The sequence below is a fragment of the Mycobacterium sp. P7213 genome, assembly GCF_900604305.1.
In the GTDB taxonomy this organism is placed as follows: Bacteria; Actinomycetota; Actinomycetes; order Mycobacteriales; family Mycobacteriaceae; genus Mycobacterium.
The window spans coordinates 58,326-77,604 of record NZ_UWOA01000004.1; the positions used below are offsets into that span (position 1 = coordinate 58,326).

Consider the following 19,279-nt stretch of genomic DNA (forward strand, 5'->3'; position numbering starts at 1 on the left):
TTTATCACCTAATCGGCGCACCTACCGGTGCATAATGCACCACCGACATATGCTGTGCCCATGGACTGGGCACGGCCATCCGAGCCGGTACGCGAGCTGATCCGGCACGGCGCCCAGCTGATGCTCAGCGCTCCCCCAGAGTCACTCGACGAACTCCACCAGGCCACCCTTTCGGCCGTATACACCCAAGCCATAGCTTCTGATCCGGTTCTCGCCGAAGGCATCCGCCGCAGCAACCGCGCCAACCTGCTGCACTGGGCGGCCGCCAATGTCAGCCACCCCGGCGAACCGGTACCGGCCAACGTCGCGACGGAGTCACTGCTCATCGTCCGCGACGGATTTCGCCGGGGCCTGGATGAATCGGCCGTCCTCGATGCCTACCGAGTGGGGACGAATGTGGCGTGGCGGTCGTGGATGCAGACCGCGTTCACGCTCACGAACGACCCCGACGAACTGCGCGAACTACTCGACGTCACGGCCCGGTCGTTGACCTCGTTCATCGATGCCACCATCGCCGGAATCGGCGAGCAGATGCAGCGGGAACGTGAAGCCCTCACCAGGGGCACCCACGCCGAGCGCCGGGAGACCGTCGCACTGATCCTCGACGGGGCGGCGATCACCAAGCAGCGCGCCGAGAGCCGGCTCGGCTACCGCCTCGACCAAAGCCATACCGCGGCAGTGATCTGGGGAGACGAGTCGACCACCAACCTGTCCGATCTCGATGCCGCCGCGGAGGCCTTGATACGTACCGACGACGGCCAGCGCGCCCTGTCAGTGCTCGCCAGCGCAGCGACCCGCTGGGTGTGGGTGCCCAGCCCGGCAGGCCCGGACCTGGCCGCCGTCTCTACCGCGGTGAGCAACCTGCCGGGGGTGCAGATCGCTATCGGGACGACTGCCCACGGTCTCGACGGCTTTCGACGCAGCCACCTGGACGCCATCACGGCACAGCGCATGATGGTGCGACTGAAGTCCACCCAGCGGGTGGCCAGGTTCGCCGATATCGAGCTCGTCGCCTTGATCAGTGCCGAGCCGGAATGGGCGGACCGGTACATCACCCGAACGCTCGGCGACTTCGCGTCGGCCGACGCCGAACTGCAGCAGACCGTCCTGACCTTCGTCCATCAGCAGTGCAACGCCTCGCGCGCGGCCGCCCACCTGTTCATTCATCGAAATACGTTGCTGCGTCGGATTGCTCGGGCCGAGGAGCTGTTACCGAAGCCGTTGGAAGACAGCAGCCTGTATGTCGCGGTCGCGTTGGAAGCGCTGCACTGGCGCGGCGGCGCGGGTTAACCGCGACGAATACCGCACCTGAGAGTGTCTTCAGCGTGACCTGAAATTTGTCTCGGACCGGCGCTACGCTCAACCCACCATCACTGTCGAGGCGGTCCTGTAGTTGATCACTGTGCGTCGCATCCACACGGCACTCGCCGCGGCCATCCTGGCCGTCTCAACTCTGACCGGCGCCGCCAGCATTGCCACGGCCCACCCCGGCGCCGCCCCGCCGGTCGCGGCACCGCAGGTGATCCACCTCGAGACGATCACCCTGGTCAACGCCGAGACCAGCGATGTCAGCACCCAGGTTTTCGGGGTGGCCGACTCCGAGCTGTACAACCTGAACCAGGCCGACCTCGTCGCCCAGCTCAGCGAGATCCGCGATCTCGGGGTCACCGATCTGCGCCTGGGGGTGCCGTGGCTCTACATCCAGCCCACGGCCACCACCTACGACTGGGCCCAAATGGACAACGTGATCAACACGGCGCATTCGATGGGCTTCACGATCACTGCTGCTATCACCGGCACGCCCGCCTGGGACGGTCCCGTCATCTCTGGCGCACCAGACCCGACCGCCTATGCGAATTTCGCCGCCGAGGTCGCCGAACGCTATAGCGGCGAGATCTCGTCCTATGAGATCTGGAACGAGCCCAATGGAGTGATCTTCTACTCCCCGGTCAGCGCCGAGTCCTACACCAGCGTGCTGCAGGCGGCCTATACCGCAATCAAAGAGGTCGACCCCGACGCCATCGTGCTGGCGGGAGCGTTGGGCGCGACCACCACCATCGCGGGGCTCAGCGTCAGTCCCCAAGAGTTCCTGGAGCAGATGTACGCCAGTGGGGCCCACGGCTATTTCGGCGCGGTGAGCTACCACCCCTACCACTACACGCTGCCGTTCTCCGCTGGACTGGGCGTGACCAACTCGCCTCTGGACCAGGTCTTGGCCCTGAATGCGATCATGGCCGCCAACGGTGACGGCGCTCTGAAAATCTGGGCCACCGAGTACGGCCATCCCACCACCCCGGTGTTCGGTGTGAGCGAGACCGTGCAGGCCAGCTTCCTCGAAGACTTCCTGATCGCCTGGTCCAAGCTCCCGTTCGCCGGCCCGGCGTTTGTCTACAGCGCCCAAGACGTGGCTACCGGAATGCTTAACCACGAGGCCAATTTCGGCCTGTTCACCGACGACGGCACGCCCAAACCAGCCGCCGAGGTGCTGGCCAACCTGATCGCCGCCAGCGCCAACGGCGCCCTGCCGGACTACACCGCCCCACCGCTGCCCGAAGCCGAGGCGGTATACATCCAGCTGGCCTCGCTGGTCTCCGGCGTGATCAATCAGACTCTGATCATCCCCAACGCCCTCATGGGGGCGCTCTACCAGGTGCTGCCGGAGCCCCTGCAGCAGGCATTCACCGCGTTGTCCGACTTCATCACCGCAGCCACCACCCAATTTCTGGAGGCCACCAAACCACTGGTCGTGGACACCATCAGCCTCTTGCTCGACCTCGGGTTCTAAAGACCCGCTCGGATCAGCCGAACAGGCAGTCAGGCGACCGGCTGGCTGCGAACCGCCGACTGAATCGGTTGGTCGGGGTCCATCACGATGCCGAGGTTCTGAGCGGTGCCGCTGACGACGCTGATCATGATGGTCGTCAGGTAGGCCACGAAGGTGTCGCGCGGCATGCGCCGGGGGCTGTCCAGTTCCGGGCCCAACCACCAGTCGGTGGCCGAGGTCGCGCTTCCGAAAGCCGCAAACGCGGCCAGATCCAGCGCGCCGCGGTTGAGATCCAGGTCCTGCAGTTCGTTGTTGATCATCTCGGCCATCGCCAGGGTGATGGTCCGGCCTTCGTTGAGTGCCCGCATCCGCGACTCGGCCTGCGCGCGCGCCCGCCCCTGGATGAAGAACCGCAGCACATTGGGGTGCTCGTCGACCAAGGCGACGTACTCTTCCACGCTGCGCTGGACGATGTCGCGCAGCGAATTGGTGGCGACATCGATGGAGGCGAAGATCGCTGTCCACAGGTCGTCGCGCAGCCGAGCCCCGACCGCCTCGAACAGGTCGTCCTTGTCGGCGAAATGCCGGTAGATCTTGGGCTTGGCGGTGCCGGCTTCTTCGGCGATCTCACGCACGCTGACTTCAGGGCCGAGCCGGTCGATGGACCGGAATGCGGCGTCGACGATCTCGCGGCGGACCTTCTTGCGATGCTCGCGCCAACGCTCGCTGCGCGCGTCAACCTTCTGCCCGCCGTTTTCGGTCGGCTTGGGTCTCGTCGTTCCGCGCACGTCAAGCACCTTACCGCGTTGCCGCCGCTGACCTGGGCAGACCGGCCGTCGGCTAACATCGCCGCTGTGGTGCAGCGATTCGACCTTGCAGTTGTCGGCGGAGGTCCAGCAGGGTCGGCGGCCGCCTGGCAGGCCAGGCAGGCCGGCGCGAGCGTCGTCGTCTTGGACAAGGCGGAGTTCCCGCGGGACAAGCCGTGCGGCGACGGACTGACCGCACGCGCGGTCAGCTACCTGCAGAAAATGGGCCTGGCCGAGCAGGTGGAAAAGTTCCACCGGGTCAACCGTGTGAAGGTGTACAGCCCCAGCGAGTGGGAACTGTCGTTCCCACGCCGACCCGGCATGCCCGACCATGGCTACGTCGCACGCCGGCCAGACCTGGACACGTTGCTGCTCAAGCACGCCGAATCCGCCGGTGCCGAGATTCGGCAGTCCGCCGAGGCCGCCGGCCCAGTCCTCGACGACACCGGCCGCGTGACCGGGGTGCTGCTCAAGAGCGGGGAAAAGGTGCTGGCGGATGCGGTGATCGCCGCCGACGGTGCCTACTCGCCGATCAAGCGGGCACTGAAGCTCGACTCGGACTACAACGGCTACTCCGCGATCGCGATCCGCGCCGAGATGCCGGCCGTCCGGCCCGACGTCGACTCCCTCGACATCTACTTGAAGCTGGTGTTTCAGGGCGACCAACTGCCCGGCTACGGGTGGGTGTTCCCGCTGGGTGATGGCCGGGTCAACATCGGCTTGGGCTACGTCAACAGCTACAAGAACTGGCAGGCCATCAACGCCACGCACTTCCTCGGCGACTTCCTCGAGACCCTGCCCCGGGAGTGGGAACTCCCGTCGATCACCGAGCTCAAGCAGTCCAAGACCGTGCGCGCCTGGCGCCTGCCGATGGGCTTCACCGCGTGGCCACCGTGGCGGCCCGGGGTGCTGTTCACCGGGGACTCCCTGGGTGCGGGCCGGCCGACCTCGGGTGCCGGGATCTCCAAGGCGCTGGAGTCGGGGCTGGCCGCCGGCGAGTGTGCGGTGGCGGCGCTGCTCAACGGCGGGCCCGACGATTTCACCAATTACGCGCAGCGGATGGAAGCTGCCTGGGGCCGGGAGTACAGGCGCGGCCGGTTCTTTCACAAACTTGCCGGCAAGCCGGCTGTGGCCAGCGCCGGACTCAAACTGCTCGACAATGCCCGGTTCCGCGATCTGATGCTCGCCCGGCTGTACAAGGGCCAGGAAGGGCCGGCGCACTCCCACTGAACCGCGCGGCGGGCTGTCTCAGCGTCGACCGCGACCGGCTCCGCCCGGCTTGCGCGCGGTGTTGCCGGCAGCCGCTCGGGCGGCCTGCTTGGCAAGGGTCTTCTCGCGCGCGGTGCGTTTGGGTGCCGGCTGGGACTGTCCCCGCGACGAACCGGGTTTGCGACCCCGCACAATGCCGACGAACTCTTCAACCAGCGCCGTCTGCGGTCCTTCTGCGAAGGCGAGCGACACCGGGCAGGTGGGCGCATCGCTGATCGGACGGTAGGTGAGGTCCTTGCGGTGATACAGCCGCGCCAACGACTGCGGAACGATCAGCGCGCCCAGCCCGGCTGCGACGAGTTCTATGGCGTCCTTAGTAGTTTCAGGGCGATGATCGATCGGGTTGCCGGGCGCGTCCGCCCAGGCGACGACGTCATCGAGTGGGAGCAGCAGCGGCTCGCCATCGAGGTCCGCCGAGGTGATCTCATCGACGGCATTGAAGACGTGGTCCTTGGGCACCACAGCCACCGTCATCTCCTCGTAGAGCGGAATGACAGCCAGCCCTGAGGTGTCGGACATTGGCCGCAGCAGCGCCACATCGACGGTGCCGGCCCGCACCGCAGCGGCCGCGTCTGCGGCTTCAACGGTATGCAGCAGCAACGGAACGTCCGGATGCCGCTCCGCCCAGACTCGTCCCCACTTTGCGGGCGTCCCGCCAGGGACGTAGCCGAGCGTGAGGGAAGGCGGGTTCACCGCATCAGGCTACCGATAGGCTTGCGCCATGAGCAGGCCGAACGCACAGTCCATGAAACCCGCCACGGCGGCCAAGAAGCTGGACGTGTACCTGCCCGCGACGCCAGCGGAGTTCCAGGAGAACGCGATCACCCGCACCGAACTGGCCGCCTTGCAGGCCGAACCGCCCCAGTGGCTCAAGGACCTGCGTAAGAACGGGCCGCACCCGAAGAACCTGGTGGCCGCCAAGCTGGGCATCTCGATCTCCGGTCTGACCCGTAGCGGCGTGGACAATGTGCTGACCACCGAGCAGATCGCTGCGCTGCTCGAAGAAAAGCCGGAGTGGCTGGTCGCCGAGCGCGAGAGCTACCAGGAAGTCCTACGCGAGCAGCGGCGCATCAAGGCGCTGCATGCCGACCAAACTCGCGAGAACTGATCCTCAGACAGGCGCTGCGGCACCGATCTGTTCACCGGGACCCCGCTGCCCTGCTGAGTCCAAATGCGCTGAGTCAGAACGTGCGATGAGGGTCGGTAGCCGACGGTCAAAGATCAGGAATCGGTCAATTCGGCGGACGGGCACCCTGACGGTCCTGCGAGGCCGCCAACAAGTCCGACTAGCGTCACGTCTGAAACGTCGTTGCGTTTCAAAGTGTGTCATTGCTTTTCCCCGCACGCCTTGGTGGAATCTGAGCCACTATGGCTAACATCCTGCTGCGTAACACAACACTGATCGACGGCACCGGAAACGATGCCGTTCCCGACGCGGCCGTGCTCGTCGACGGCGACAAGATCAGCTGGGCGGGGCCGGTCGCCGACGTCCCGGCGACGGCAACAGCCCCGGACACCGTGACCGTCGACCTGGGCGGCAATACGGTCTGTCCCGGTTTCTTCGACTGCCACGTCCATTTCAGTCTGCCCGGACCCACCGGCAGCCCGCTGGAGATGGCGCTGCGACCGGTCTCCTACCGGCACTTCGAGCTGATCAAACGGCTGCGGACGACCCTGGAGAACGGGGTCACCACCGCGCGTGACCTGATGGGTATCGACGTCGGCGTGCGTGACGCGGTTGCCGACGGGCTGATCGCGGGGCCGCGTCTACTGGTTGCCGTCAACATGCTCAGCCAGAGCGGCGGGCACGCCGACTTCCACATACCCTGCGGTTTGGACCTCACTCCGTTGGTCGGCGGCTTTCTGGTGGACTCCGTCGATGCGGCACGGCAGCGGGCCCGCGAGCTGATCCGGGAGGGCGCTGACGTGATCAAGGTGGCCTCCAGCGGCGGAGTGGCCTCCCCCAGCGACGACCCGAGTTGGCTGGGCGTGCGCCGCGAGACGATCGCCGCGATCGTCGAGGTGGGCCGGGACTATGGTGGCCGGCCGGTGGCCGCCCACGCCATCGGCTATGCCGGGATCCGCGCCGCGGTCGAGGCAGGGGTACACAGCATCGAACACGGCTACGCCCTCGACGACGAACTACGCCAACAGATGGTCGCTCAGGGCACCTTCCTGGTGCCCACCCTGTTGGAGACGATGACCCCGGTAACCTCCTCGGCCGCCGGTGCCGCCAAGAGCGCGAAATGGCATGCCATAGCCCAGGAGTCGATTGCCGCATCGGCCGCCGCCGGCGTCCGGATCGCGGTAGGGACCGATGCCGGCCTGTCTCCCGACCACGGTACGAACCTCAAAGAGCTCGGCCTGCTCGTCAAATTCGGCGGACTGACACCGATGCAGGCGATCGTCGCAGGCACTCGGACCTCGGCTCAGCTGTGCGGGGTGGACGACACCCTGGGCACCGTCGAGGCCGGCAAGACCGCCGATCTGGTGGTGGTGCGGGGTAATCCGCTCGATGACATCGACTCGGTCGGCAACCCGGACAACATCCTGCTGGTGGTCAAAGACGGCCGCACGGTGGGCAATCGGGGCGGATTCCGTACCCCCTGACCAAGTCAGCACCTACGCGCAGTCAGCAACAGGTATTCCCAGTCCATGGACCCGCGCCGCAGCGCGCGATCGGCCAGCGCCGCGATGTCGGCGTCGAGTGCAGCCACGCGATCCGGGACCTCGGCGATCCCCCGGTAGGCCGCGATCGTCGGCCCGTAGTTCGCCTTGAAGTACTCGCGCAACGCGACGCCGTCACCGAAGGCGGAGACCGTGAGCACCCGGCGTTCGGTCGCAACATCGCCAACCGCCTCGCCCAGTAGCGCACGCACGTAAGGCTCGCTGCCCCACAGCGGTGGCGCGGACGCTCCCACCGGTGGAGGCGGCACGTACGGCTTCATGGCCGTGAACAGCTGGCCGATGAAACCCTCTGGCGTCCAACTGATCACACCGATGCGGCCACCGGGCCGGCAGACTCGGATCAATTCGTCGGCAGCCGATTGATGGTGTGGTGCGAACATCACACCGATACAGGACATCACCACGTCGAACTCGTTGTCCGCGAACGGCAGCGTCTCGGCGTTGGCCTCATGCCAGTCCAGCACGACACCCTGTTCGGCGGCCTTCGTGCGGCCCTGCTGCAGCAGCTGCGGGCAGAGGTCGCTGGCCACCACGTGAGCGCCGGTGGCCACCGCGGGGATCGCGGCATTGCCGGTTCCGGCAGCGACGTCGAGCACTCGGTCCTGCCGCCGGATTCCGCAGGCCGTCACGAGTACCGGCCCCAACGGTGAAACCACGTCGGTGGCTATCGCCGCATAGTCACCTAGCGCCCACAGCGCACGGTGCTTGTCCTCGATGTCGTTCACTACCGCGTTCATCGGTTCTTCCTCTCGCCCCGGTGAACCCATCGTCGGTCCGGCCGGCGAACGCATCCAGTTCTAGATCTGTACTGGGCAGGCCTGCTGCGAGACCATAGATTCGGGCGATCCACGAAAGGAACGCAGATGTCGGGATACGACCAGTTCTGTCCGATGGCCAAGGCCATGGAGCTGCTCGACGAACGCTGGACCTTGCTGGTGGTGCGTGAACTGTTGCTCGGCAGCACCCACTTCAACGATCTACGTCGCGGTGTGCCCAAGATGTCACCGGCGCTGCTGTCCAAGCGACTCAAGTCACTTGTCCGCGCCGGCGTCGTGGAGCGCACCGAAATCGACGGCCGTGCAACGTATTCGCTGACCCCGTGCGGCCAGGATCTGGCCGGCGCAGTGGAAGCGCTCACCGCGTGGGGGGTGCGCTGGATCAGCGACCTCGGCGACGCCGACCTCGACCCGCACCTGTTGTTCTGGGACATCCGCCGCACCATCCCAGTCGGCGCCTGGCCGCGGTCACGCACGACGCTGCAGTTCGTTCTCGACGGAGTGGCCGCCAAGGCGTCGCGGTGGTGGCTGGTGGTTGCCGACGGCAAAGCCGAGGTGTGTGACTTCGACCCCGGCTACGAGGTGACCGGCACCGTCGAGACCAGCCTGCGGGTCCTGACCCGGATCTGGCGCGGCGACGTCGGCTGGTCACACGCCATGCACGACGGCAGTGTTGCCTTGTCGGGAACTACTGATGTCCGTCGCGCCATTCCCAGCTGGCTCGGGCAGGGCAGATCGGCCGCGGTCCCCCGGCCGGCCTGAGTATCGCTCAGGGCAGGTTGAGCTGCCAGGACACCCCGAATCGGTCGTTGACCCAGGCGAACGCGGTGGAGAAGCCGTAATCACCGAGCGGCATCAAAGTGGCGCCGCCCTCCCCTAGCTCGGCCACCAACCGTTCCAGCTCCGCGCGGTCGGCGACGTCCACGAACAGTGAGCTCGACGGGGTGAAGTCGAAGCCGTGCTTGACCGCGCTGTCGCTGACCAGCACCCGCAGCCCGGCCAGGTCGAGCTCGGCCAGCATGATGCCGGTGGCCGGTTCGGGATGCGGCGTCGAGGACACCACCGAGGCTCCCGGGAACGCGGCCAGGTACATCTCGATCGCGACGGCGGCGGTGCCGCCCTGAAACATGAGAAACGGTCTGATCCGGGTCACGCAGCCCACCCTATCCACGCAGTCAGGGCCAGGCTCGGAAAAAGAAGCGGGCCGGGGAGCAATATTCCCTGGCCTGCAATCGTTTCGAAGTGCCCTGCCGACCTTTCACTGCTGGTTCGCCGCCCGATCAAGATAATTCGGCTGGCCGGTCAGCACAGGTAGCGTTCGGCGGAATCGACCAGACGGCTGACGCTCCCACGATCCAGGCCGTCGTGGCGGTTCACACCCAGCTTGCGTGCTGCCCTGCTGACGACTTGAGCGGCCTCACCGCGCGACTCGGGGATTGTCCGTCCATCCGGCCCCTTGCGCAGGACGTGACATGCTTCATGACCCAACTGCAGTGCCTGGTTATCCCGTAACCGGACCCTCACCGTGTTGTGCACCTCCCGGAGGTAGCTGTTGGCGTCGGCGTGTGCGGTACCAACTGCCAGTGAAGGGAGAGTCGAGAGAAGGACTGCTGCCAGCACGATTCGCGAGCACCGCGCTTTGACCTGGGCCATATGCCGCCTTTCCTCGGTTTACCCGCAAAGAAGTGAACGTTGAAACTGATTCACACAGGAACTTCACGCCAAGCATAAACACTTGGTCGCGGCACCCGAAAGTGCCAGCTACGTCAAGACTGTTCAGGCAGGCAAGCAGTCGATCGACCGAGGGACTTCAGACCTCCATCAAAAGCAGACGGGCCAGGGGATGTCTCCCCTGGCCCGCGTGTCGTCGGAAAATGGTCACAACATGCAGCTGACGCAGCCCTCGACCTCGGTGCCTTCCAGCGCCATCTGCCGCAGCCGGATGTAATACAGCGTCTTGATTCCCTTGCGCCAGGCGTAGATCTGCGCCCGGTTGACGTCGCGAGTGGTCGCGGTGTCCTTGAAGAACAGCGTCAGGCTCAGCCCCTGGTCCACATGCTGGGTGGCCGCGGCGTAGGTGTCGATGATCTTCTCGTAGCCGATCTCGTAGGCGTCCTGGTAGTACTCCAGGTTGTCGTTGGTCATGTAGGGCGCCGGGTAGTAGACCCGGCCGATCTTGCCTTCCTTGCGGATCTCGACCCGCGCCACGATCGGGTGGATCGACGACGTCGAGTGGTTGATGTAGGAGATCGATCCGGTCGGGGGGACGGCCTGCAGGTTCTGGTTGTAGATCCCGTGGGTCTGCACCGATTCCTTGAGCCGGCGCCAATCGTCCTGTCCCGGGATCCGGATGCCCGCCTCGGCGAACAGCTCACGCACCCGCTCCGTCTTGGGCTCCCACACCTGCTCGGTGTACTTGTCGAAGAACTCGCCGGAGGCGTACTTGGAATCCTCAAAGCCCACGAATGACGTACCCCGTTCCAGGGCAAGGCGATTCGACGCGCGCAGTGCGTGATACAGCACCGTGTAGAAGTAGATGTTGGTGAAGTCGATACCCTCTTCGGAACCGTAGAAGATCCGCTCCCGGGCCAGGTACCCGTGCAGGTTCATCTGGCCCAGTCCGATGGCGTGCGACTGGTTGTTGCCCTGCTCGATCGACGGCACCGACCAGATGTGGGTCTGATCCGACACCGCGGTCAGCGCCCGGATGGCGACCTCAATGGTCTGGCCGAAGTCGGGCGAGTCCATCGCCTTGGCGATGTTGAGCGAACCCAGGTTGCAGGAGATGTCCTTGCCCACCTTGGAGTAGGACAGGTCGTCGTTGAACTCCGACGGAGTGGAGACCTGCAGGATCTCCGAGCACAGGTTGGAGTGGGTGATCTTGCCCGCGATGGGGTTAGCCCGATTGACCGTATCTTCGAACATGACGTACGGGTAACCGGATTCGAACTGCAGCTCGGCCAGGGTCTGGAAGAACTCGCGCGCCTTGATCTTGGTCTTGCGGATCGCGGCGTTGTCGACCATCTCGTAGTACTTCTCGCTGACGGAGATGTCGGCGAACGGCACCCCGTAGAACTTCTCGACGTCGTAGGGCGAGAACAGGTACATGTCCTCGTTCTTCTTCGCCAGCTCGAAGGTGATGTCGGGGATCACCACGCCCAGGCTCAGCGTCTTGATCCGGATCTTCTCGTCAGCGTTCTCCCGCTTGGTGTCCAGGAAGCGGTAGATGTCGGGGTGGTGGGCGTGCAGGTACACCGCACCGGCACCCTGACGCGCGCCGAGCTGGTTGGCGTAGGAGAACGAGTCCTCCAGCAGCTTCATGATCGGGATGACCCCAGAAGACTGGTTCTCGATGTTCTTGATCGGAGCCCCATGCTCGCGAATGTTGCTGAGCAGCAACGCCACTCCGCCACCACGCTTGGACAGCTGCAGGGCGGAGTTGATCGATCGGCCGATCGACTCCATGTTGTCTTCGATGCGAAGCAAAAAGCAGCTGACCGCCTCGCCGCGCTGCTTCTTGCCGGAGTTCAAAAACGTCGGGGTGGCGGGCTGGAAGCGGCCGTCGATGATCTCCTCGACGAGTTGCTCGGCCAGCTTGGTGTCACCGGCGGCCAGAGTCAGCGCCACCATGCACACCCGGTCCTCGAACCGCTCCAGGTAGCGCTTGCCGTCGAAGGTCTTCAGCGTGTAGGAGGTGTAGTACTTGAACGCCCCCAGAAAGGTCGGGAACCGAAACTTCTTGGCGTAGGCCCGATCCAGCAGCGACTTGACGAAGTTGCGCGAGTACTGGTCGAGCACCTCGCGCTCGTAGTACTCCTTCTGGATCAGGTAGTCGAGCTTCTCGTCCTGATTGTGGAAGAAGACCGTGTTCTGGTTGACGTGCTCCAAGAAGTACTGACGGGCGGCCAGCACATCCATGTCGAACTGGATCTTGCCGTCGGCGTCATACAGATTGAGCATCGCGTTGAGGGCGTGGAAGTCCAGCTCGCCCACCGGAACGCTGCGGGTGGTCGGGGTTACCTGCTCTGCAGTTGCAGCGGTTGGTGGCATGCTTCGTCCTTCCAGAAATCAGCCAAGCCCGCGCGGACGGCTTGTACGTCCTCGTCGGTTCCCATCAATTCGAATCGGTACAGGTACGGCACTCCGCACTTGCGGGACACCACGTTGCCCGCGTAGCAGAACTCCGCGCCGAAGTTGGTGTTGCCGGCCGCGATCACGCCACGCAGTAGCCGCCGGTTGTGTTCGTTGTTCAAAAAAGCGATGACCTGCTTCGGCACGTAGCCGCCCTGGTCCATATCGGGCTGGTGACGTCCGCCGCCGTAGGTCGGCAGGACCAATACATAGGGGTGGTCGATCTCGATGCGTCCGTGCAGCGGGATCCGGATCGCCGGCAGGCCGAGCTTCTGCACGAAGCGGTGGGTGTTCTCCGACACCGAAGAGAAATACACCAGGCTGCATTCCGACTCCGCAGACATGGCGACCCCCTTCAGCTCTCAGTCAGACTCCACCCGTACCCGACCCGACGTCCGGCCGCTACGCGCTCAACGCGGTCTGCGACAGCGCCTTGATGCGGTCCGGCCGAAACCCCGACCAGTGCTCGTCGCCGGCGACTACGACCGGGGCCTGCAGGTAGCCCAGCGCCATGACGTAGTCACGGGCGTCGGGGTCCAGCGAGATGTCGACCTTCTCGTAGACGATGCCCTGTTTGTCCAACGCCTTGTAGGTGGCGTTGCACTGCACGCACGCGGGCTTGGTGTAGACAGTGATGCTCATGGCGGCAGACTCCTCAGCGAATCGTCGACAACGAACGGGTGACGGATCGGGCACTACGTTTCAGCGGGCCGTCAGGACTTTCCGTTCTCCAGCTCCGCAGCCGTGGCAGGGCACCGAATAGGTGCCGGTTGCCGCGGCCCGGATAACTGGAAGATCCCGGGCCTGTCGGTCCCCCGAACACTACACCTAGTGGTCATCCCTCGGGGTTAATACTAGATGTTCTGAACGACATTGTTGAAATTCGCTGGTCGTAAGCGTGCGACACCATCCGCGTCGGCGTGTCGCATCTCACATTCTGGCGTCCCTCGCCTCATAACCGCAGGTTTACCACTCGGCACCGACACGGGAGTGGGGCAAGCCGCCAACGACCACCGGACAGCAAACCCTTCTGCCGCGCGGCTCAGCGCATACCGGCAGGTACCGACTCCGGCGGATTCTCGGCGTCTACCTGAGCCGGACGCGTGCTGTGCCGCCGCAGACGACCACCCACGACACCCAGCAAGACCGGGACCAGCGAGACTGCGATGACCGCCAGCAGAACCAGGTCGAGGTGGGCCCGGACGAACCCGATCCCGCCCAGCAGATACCCCAGCAAAGGAACGCCCGCACCCCAGGCCACGGACCCCGCGATGCTATAGGCGGTGAAGGTGCGGTGGCGCATTCCTGACGCCCCGGCCAGGACCGGCGTGAGTGCCCGCGCCACCGCCACGAAGCGCGCCAGAAAGACCGTGGCCTTGCCGTGGACGGCGAAGTAGCGCTGGGCCCGTTCCACCTGTTGATGGCCGAGCCGTCGGGCCGCCCGCGTCTCCAGGACCGCCGGTCCCGCCTTGGCACCGAGGAGATAGCCGCACTGGTCGCCGGCGATCGAGGCGGCCGGAACGGTCAGGACCAGCAGCCAGATCGGAACCGCCGGGTGAACTTGAGCGGCCAGCACCCCCGCGGTGAACAGCAGCGAGTCGCCGGGCAAGAAGAAACCCACCAAGAGGCCCGTCTCGACGAACACGACCGCCAGCACACCCAACAGACCGAACGTGGCGATCAAGGTGTCGGGGTTGGTAGTAATTCCGGTCATGGCCCCAGCTTGTCCGCGAGACGCTGTGGGACCGCTGAGAAGGCAGCTGGCCACGTGGTCGACCTCTGCTGTACTGGTGTCGTGCGGATATTGCTGGTCGAAGACGAGGCGCGGCTGGCTGAGACCGTGCGTCGCGGACTGGCGGCCGAGGGCTTCGTCGTCGATGTCGAACACGACGGTGCAGCGGGCCTGGCCGCCGCCACCACCGGCGACTACGACGTAGTGGTGCTGGACATCATGTTGCCCGGCCTCAGCGGCTACCAGGTGGTCCGCGAGCTGCGGGTGCAGCAGGTGTGGACGCCGGTGCTCATGTTGTCGGCCAAGGACGGCGAGTACGACATGGCCGATGCCTTCGACATCGGCGCCGACGACTATCTGACCAAACCGTTCTCGTTCGTCGTCCTGGTGGCGCGGCTGCGCGCATTGCTGCGCCGAGGCGCCCCGGAACGTCCGACATTGCTGACCGCTGGCACCCTGTCACTGGATCCGGCGCGCCGCCGGGTGACCCGCGGCGACACGGTGATCATGTTGACGCCGCGAGAATTCGGTCTGCTGCAGTTCTTGATGCGACACCGGGATGACGTCGTCACCAAGGCCGACATCTTGCGATCGGTATGGGACACCCACTACACCGGCGACGAGAACGTCGTCGAGGTCTACATCGGGTATCTGCGGCGCAAGATCGACGCACCGTTCGGGCTCGCCACCATCGAGACGGTGCGCGGCGCCGGTTACCGGCTGCGCTCGGACCTCGACTCTTGATCGGGGAAACCCCGCTGCGGCAGTGAGACGGTAAACACCGCACCACCGGCGGCAGCATCGTCCACGGCAACGCTTCCGCGGTGGGCACGCACCACCTCTGCGACGATCGCCAGGCCAAGTCCGGTGCCACCCGACGTCCGGGCACGGGCCGCGTCGAGTCGGACGAACCGTTCGAAGATCCGGCTCCGTTCGGCCGCCGGGATCCCCGGGCCGTCGTCGGCAATCGTGATGACCACGCCGTCGGAGGCCGGACGGCAGCTCAGCGTCACCGTGCTGCGCGCATACCGTGCGGCGTTGTCGACCAGGTTGCGAATCACCCGGGTCAGGGCGGCGCGGTCGCCGGTGACCCGGCAGGCCCGGATATCGGTCGCGACGCCGACCGAGCCGCCGGCGCCGAGTCGGTTCGCCTCGGCCGCCAACAGATCGTCGACGTCGACGTCCTCCCCCCGCAATCCCAGCGCCCCTTCATCGGAGCGGGCCAGCAGCAACAGGTCCTCGAGAAGTCGGCTCATCCGGTGTGATTCGGGAAGAAGCGACTCGTCGATCAGTGCCCGGTCCATCAGCTCGGGCCGTGCACTGGCCAGCTCCAGCGCGGTGGTGATGGTGGCCAGCGGGCTGCGCAATTCATGCGAGACGTCGCCGACCAGACGCAGCTGGGCGGCCCTGCCATGCTCCAGTCGAGACAGCATGGCGTTCATCGTCGTTGCCAATTCGGCGATCTCGTCATGGGTTCGGGGAACCGGCACCCGCTCGGTCAGATCGGCACTCGAGATCGACGCCACCCGGGTGCGGATCGCTTCCACCGGCCGTAGCGCGGCGCCGACCAGGCGGAAGGTCCCCGCCGCCACCAGCGCGATCAAAATCGGTGCACCCACCGCCAGCAGCACACCCACCACTGTCACGATCTCCTCGACCGGTTCACGGTCCACCCCCACCAGCACGGTGACGGGTGCTCCGTCGGCGGCAGCACCGCGAGCCGAGACCCAATATTCTTCGCCGGTAGCGGATTCGACGCGGCCGACATAGCGCGCTTGACCGTCGGCGAGGGCTACCGCGGCCAGCGGCGATCGGGGCGCGCCGTTGGAGGCGGCCCGGACGGCGCCCGACGCGCCGACGACCTGCACGACGGCGATGTGCCCATCGGTGGCCAGTAACGCCGACTCCATGTCGTCGAAGTCACCGGACCGCAGCTGGGCGGCGATGTGTTCGGCACGCAGGCCGGCCGCGCTCTCGGCGGTCGATTCCAGCGACCGATACAGCACCAACAGCAGCAGCCCGCCCGCGATGGCGAGGCAGACGGTCATCACCGCGGCGGCGGCCAGCGCCGATCGGGTCCGAACACCGCTGTACAGCGAGCGAACCCGCTTGATGACGGCCCGCATCCGGTGCGTGTTGCCTCTCACCCCGCCTCCCGGTTCATCGCATATCGACCCAGCATGCCCGTCATCGTCGCCCGCCGCGGCTGTGATGGCACTGAGGCCGCGAGCTTGCTCATGACGCCCATCCCGTCGCAGGCACCCGCTAACGTCCCGGGCATGCTGTCGACGCTGGCCGTACGGGGTTACCGCTCGCTGCGCGAGCTGGTGCTGCCGTTGAGTCCTCTCACGGTCGTGACCGGGGCCAACGGCACCGGCAAGTCGTCGCTGTACCGGGCGTTACGACTGTTGGCCGACTGCGGGCGCGGGGAGGTGATCGGCTCGCTGGCCCGCGAGGGCGGCCTGGAGTCGGTGCTGTGGGCCGGCCCCGAACAGCTCGGCGAGGCGCGCCGCAGCGGCGCCGCCGAGGGCAGCGTGCGCACTCGACCGGTCTCGCTGGAGATGGGTTTCGCCTCTGACGATTTCGGCTACCTGGTCGATCTGGGATTGCCGCAGTCCCCCGGTGTCAACTCGGCGTTCGCTCACGATCCGGAGATCAAGCGGGAAGTGATCTTCGCCGGGCCGGTACCGCGGCGCGGCGCCACGTTGGTGAGCCGCACCCGGGCTTTCGCGCAGGCCAGCGTCGACGCCGGCGTCGAGGAACTGTCCCGGACGCTGCCGAGCTATCGGAGCGTGCTCGCCGAATTCGCCCACCCCGGTGCCCATCCGGAGCTGGCCGCGGTCCGCGACCGGCTGCGCGACTGGCGCTTCTACGACGGCTTCCGGGTGGATGCCGACGCACCGGTGCGACGGCCCCAGGTCGGTACACGCACGCCGGTACTCGCCGGCGACGGCATCGACCTGGCCGCGGCCGTGCAGACCATCATCGAGTCCGGCGATGACGAGCTGGACCGTGCGGTCGCAGCCGCATTCGACGGGGCGACGCTGTCGGTCAGCGCGCACGACGGCATGTTCGATCTGCAGCTGCGCCAGCGGGGCATGCTGCGCCCGTTGCGTGCCGCCGAACTGTCCGACGGCACCCTGCGCTTCCTGTTGTGGGCCGCCGCTCTGCTGAGCCCGCAGCCACCGTCGCTGATGGTTCTCAACGAGCCGGAGACGTCACTGCATCCCGACTTGGTGGCGCCGCTGACCGAGCTCATCCGGACCGCTGCCACCCGAACCCAGCTCGTGGTGGTCACCCACACGCGCACCATGCCCGAACTGCTCGCCGCCGTGCCGGTCGCCGAAGCCGACGGCGACGACGCCGCGGAGATCGAGGTCTACAAGGACTTCGGCGAGACGCGGGTCGCCGGCCTGGGCCTGCTCAACACCCCGCCGTGGGACTGGGGCAGCCGTTGAGTGGTGTGGCGGCTCAGGAGCCGGGCAGCGACGTCTGCGAGGGGCGCAGCGCCCGGCTGAACAGCACGTTGGCCTGACGCATGGCCACGCTGTAGGGCAGCCAGGCCAGCCGCTTGAACGCGTACAGCGCCCGGATGTCACCGGAGGTGTAGACCAGGTAGCGGTTGCGCGCCACCCCGGCCAGGATCTTGTCGGCGGCCTTCTCCGGGGAGACGGCATGGCCGGCGAACCGGCCCACCCATTTCTCCACCTGCGGGTCCTCGCGGTCCACACCGGCGATCTCGACGGTGTGCACCAGCCCGGTCTTGACCGCACCGGGAACCACCACCGACACCCCGATCTTGTGCCGAGCCAGGTCGAAGCGCAGCACCTCGGACACGCCGCGCAGGCCGTACTTGCTGGCGGAGTAGGCCGCGTGCCAGGGCAGCGCGACGATTCCGGCTGCCGAGGACACATTGACCAGGTGCCCGCCGCGGCCGGCGGCCAGCATCGGCGGAATGAAGCTCTCGATGACGTGGATCGGGCCCATGAGGTTGATGTCGACCAGCTTCCGCCACTGTTCATGGCTGAGGCGGTCGACGGTCCCCCACGCCGAGATACCGGCGATGTTCATCACGACGTCCATGGGCTCATGGCGCGCATGGATTTCGGCGGCGAACGCGGCGACCTCGTCGTAGTCAGCGATGTTGAGGGCCCGATGCTCGGGTACCAACGCACCCAAGGCGCGCGCATCGGCCACAGTTTCGGCCAAACCTTCGGCGTTGCGGTCGGTCAGGTACAGCTCGGCACCGAACTCAGCCAGCCGCAACGCGGTAGCCCGTCCGATCCCGCTCGCCGCTCCGGTGATGAAGCACCGCTTGCCCCTGTAGTACTGCGCTACGCGTGTCATGGGTGCAGACGATACCGGCGGTACCGCGCACCGCTGATGCAATCCCCAATCAAGCCGATCGCGCCACCCGGTGACTCGCCGGCTAGCTGTTGCGACCGCCCCACAGCGCGGTGCGCCACAACGCCTCGAGCACCTGCACGCCACGACCCACATCACCAGCGGGCCCCACGAAAGCGCCGTCTCCGGAAAGCATGTAGGCGGTGGTCGCGCCCAGGGTCCGCACCAGCGCGGGGACGTCGTCGCTGATCGGGTTCGCGGTCCCCGCGGCAATCTCGTCGTTGACCACGGCGACGATCTGGTCGATCACCGCGTCGATCTGGGCGTCGAGCAGCTCCCGGATCTCGGCGTCACTGTTGCGCGCCAAGTTGCACGCCGACATCACCGGATCGTTGTGGGCGTAGACCGCAGCCGCGCTACCCACCATGCGCTGGGCGAATGCCTCCGTCGATTCGTCGGCGCCCCGCGGCGCGAAATAGTGCGTCAGTTCTTCGAGCTCGTGCGTGGCCTCGGCCAGGATGTGGGCGAGCACAGCGTATTTGGAGTCGAAGTAGAAATAGAACCCCGAGCGGGCCACCCCTGCCCGGTCGCTGATGGTGCTGACCGACAGTTCCGCGAAGGGCTTTTCCTCCAGCAGCTCCCGCACCGCCTGAACAATCGCCTGGCGTTGCTTGTCGCCCCGGCGCACGGGCAGATCGTCGGGAGACCGCCCGCCTGCGCTGTCCTCAGTGTTCACCTTTGCACCTTGCACCACGCCGGGCTGGATTCA

19 protein-coding genes are annotated in these 19,279 nt (G+C 66.2%); 8 read left to right on the forward strand and 11 right to left on the reverse strand.

The window, feature by feature from the left end:
* Positions 1-60 precede the first annotated feature (60 nt).
* Both EJK91_RS02765 and EJK91_RS02770 read left to right on the forward strand, forming a co-directional pair.
* Entirely contained in the window at positions 61-1,290 is a 1,230-nt protein-coding gene (locus EJK91_RS02765; RefSeq protein ID WP_125078199.1) for a PucR family transcriptional regulator, read from the forward strand.
* Between the two features lie 112 nt (positions 1,291-1,402).
* Complete coding sequence (locus EJK91_RS02770; protein WP_164517864.1) at positions 1,403-2,785, forward strand: cellulase family glycosylhydrolase; 1,383 nt, start codon at positions 1,403-1,405, stop codon at positions 2,783-2,785.
* 29 nt (positions 2,786-2,814) lie between these two features.
* On the opposite strand, the gene EJK91_RS02775 is transcribed toward EJK91_RS02770, so the two are convergent.
* Positions 2,815-3,561 carry a TetR/AcrR family transcriptional regulator gene (locus EJK91_RS02775; RefSeq protein ID WP_369797553.1) on the reverse strand — a complete coding sequence of 249 codons (747 nt, stop codon included), beginning with the start codon at positions 3,559-3,561 and terminating at the stop codon, positions 2,815-2,817.
* A gap of 57 nt (positions 3,562-3,618) precedes the next feature.
* Between EJK91_RS02775 and EJK91_RS02780 the strand changes: the two genes are divergently transcribed.
* Positions 3,619-4,800 (forward strand): NAD(P)/FAD-dependent oxidoreductase, encoded by a 1,182-nt coding sequence (locus EJK91_RS02780; protein ID WP_125078201.1) that lies wholly within the window; start codon positions 3,619-3,621, stop codon positions 4,798-4,800.
* Positions 4,801-4,818: 18 nt separating this feature from the next.
* Here the strand turns inward: EJK91_RS02780 and EJK91_RS02785 are convergent, their stop codons facing one another.
* Entirely contained in the window at positions 4,819-5,532 is a 714-nt protein-coding gene (locus EJK91_RS02785) for a LysR family substrate-binding domain-containing protein (protein ID WP_125078202.1), read from the reverse strand.
* A gap of 28 nt (positions 5,533-5,560) precedes the next feature.
* Between EJK91_RS02785 and EJK91_RS02790 the strand changes: the two genes are divergently transcribed.
* Together EJK91_RS02790 and EJK91_RS02795 are read left to right on the forward strand one after the other, a co-directional pair.
* A complete protein-coding gene (locus EJK91_RS02790; RefSeq protein ID WP_046300904.1) occupies positions 5,561-5,947 on the forward strand; it encodes a DUF5997 family protein in 387 nt (128 codons plus the stop codon).
* Between the two features lie 260 nt (positions 5,948-6,207).
* Positions 6,208-7,449: an amidohydrolase family protein gene (locus EJK91_RS02795; protein ID WP_125078203.1), complete on the forward strand. Its 1,242-nt coding sequence runs from the start codon at positions 6,208-6,210 to the stop codon at positions 7,447-7,449.
* A gap of 5 nt (positions 7,450-7,454) precedes the next feature.
* Here EJK91_RS02795 and EJK91_RS02800 read toward each other — a convergent pair whose 3' ends face one another.
* Positions 7,455-8,264, reverse strand: a complete 810-nt coding sequence (locus EJK91_RS02800; RefSeq protein WP_125078204.1) for a class I SAM-dependent methyltransferase — start codon at positions 8,262-8,264, stop codon at positions 7,455-7,457.
* Positions 8,265-8,390: 126 nt separating this feature from the next.
* Between EJK91_RS02800 and EJK91_RS02805 the strand changes: the two genes are divergently transcribed.
* A complete protein-coding gene (locus EJK91_RS02805) occupies positions 8,391-9,065 on the forward strand; it encodes a winged helix-turn-helix transcriptional regulator (RefSeq protein ID WP_024440246.1) in 675 nt (224 codons plus the stop codon).
* A 7-nt stretch (positions 9,066-9,072) separates the two neighbouring features.
* Here the strand turns inward: EJK91_RS02805 and EJK91_RS02810 are convergent, their stop codons facing one another.
* The 5 genes from EJK91_RS02810 to EJK91_RS02830 form a co-directional block, all read right to left on the reverse strand.
* Positions 9,073-9,456 carry a VOC family protein gene (locus tag EJK91_RS02810; RefSeq protein ID WP_125078205.1) on the reverse strand — a complete coding sequence of 128 codons (384 nt, stop codon included), beginning with the start codon at positions 9,454-9,456 and terminating at the stop codon, positions 9,073-9,075.
* 725 nt (positions 9,457-10,181) lie between these two features.
* Positions 10,182-12,353 (reverse strand): class 1b ribonucleoside-diphosphate reductase subunit alpha, encoded by a 2,172-nt coding sequence (gene nrdE, locus EJK91_RS02815; RefSeq protein ID WP_125078206.1) that lies wholly within the window; start codon positions 12,351-12,353, stop codon positions 10,182-10,184.
* Positions 12,320-12,778, reverse strand: a complete 459-nt coding sequence (gene nrdI / locus EJK91_RS02820; protein WP_046300909.1) for a class Ib ribonucleoside-diphosphate reductase assembly flavoprotein NrdI — start codon at positions 12,776-12,778, stop codon at positions 12,320-12,322. Before nrdI ends, nrdE begins: the two co-directional genes overlap by 34 nt.
* A 58-nt stretch (positions 12,779-12,836) precedes the next feature.
* Positions 12,837-13,076: a redoxin NrdH gene (locus tag EJK91_RS02825; RefSeq protein WP_046300910.1), complete on the reverse strand. Its 240-nt coding sequence runs from the start codon at positions 13,074-13,076 to the stop codon at positions 12,837-12,839.
* Positions 13,077-13,476: 400 nt separating this feature from the next.
* Complete coding sequence (locus EJK91_RS02830) at positions 13,477-14,148, reverse strand: DedA family protein (protein ID WP_125078207.1); 672 nt, start codon at positions 14,146-14,148, stop codon at positions 13,477-13,479.
* Between the two features lie 81 nt (positions 14,149-14,229).
* Between EJK91_RS02830 and EJK91_RS02835 the strand changes: the two genes are divergently transcribed.
* Positions 14,230-14,910 (forward strand): response regulator transcription factor, encoded by a 681-nt coding sequence (locus tag EJK91_RS02835; protein WP_125078208.1) that lies wholly within the window; start codon positions 14,230-14,232, stop codon positions 14,908-14,910.
* Here EJK91_RS02835 and EJK91_RS02840 read toward each other — a convergent pair.
* A complete protein-coding gene (locus tag EJK91_RS02840) occupies positions 14,880-16,313 on the reverse strand; it encodes a sensor histidine kinase (RefSeq protein ID WP_444850790.1) in 1,434 nt (477 codons plus the stop codon). The two genes, EJK91_RS02835 and EJK91_RS02840, sit on opposite strands and share 31 nt — an antisense overlap.
* A 132-nt stretch (positions 16,314-16,445) precedes the next feature.
* Here EJK91_RS02840 and EJK91_RS02845 point away from each other — a divergent pair, with 132 nt between their 5' ends.
* Entirely contained in the window at positions 16,446-17,624 is a 1,179-nt protein-coding gene (locus EJK91_RS02845; protein ID WP_125078222.1) for an AAA family ATPase, read from the forward strand.
* A gap of 13 nt (positions 17,625-17,637) precedes the next feature.
* Here EJK91_RS02845 and EJK91_RS02850 read toward each other — a convergent pair whose 3' ends face one another.
* Complete coding sequence (locus EJK91_RS02850) at positions 17,638-18,513, reverse strand: SDR family oxidoreductase (protein ID WP_046300912.1); 876 nt, start codon at positions 18,511-18,513, stop codon at positions 17,638-17,640.
* A gap of 82 nt (positions 18,514-18,595) precedes the next feature.
* Positions 18,596-19,246 (reverse strand): TetR/AcrR family transcriptional regulator, encoded by a 651-nt coding sequence (locus tag EJK91_RS02855; protein WP_036456910.1) that lies wholly within the window; start codon positions 19,244-19,246, stop codon positions 18,596-18,598.
* Positions 19,247-19,279 lie beyond the last annotated feature (33 nt).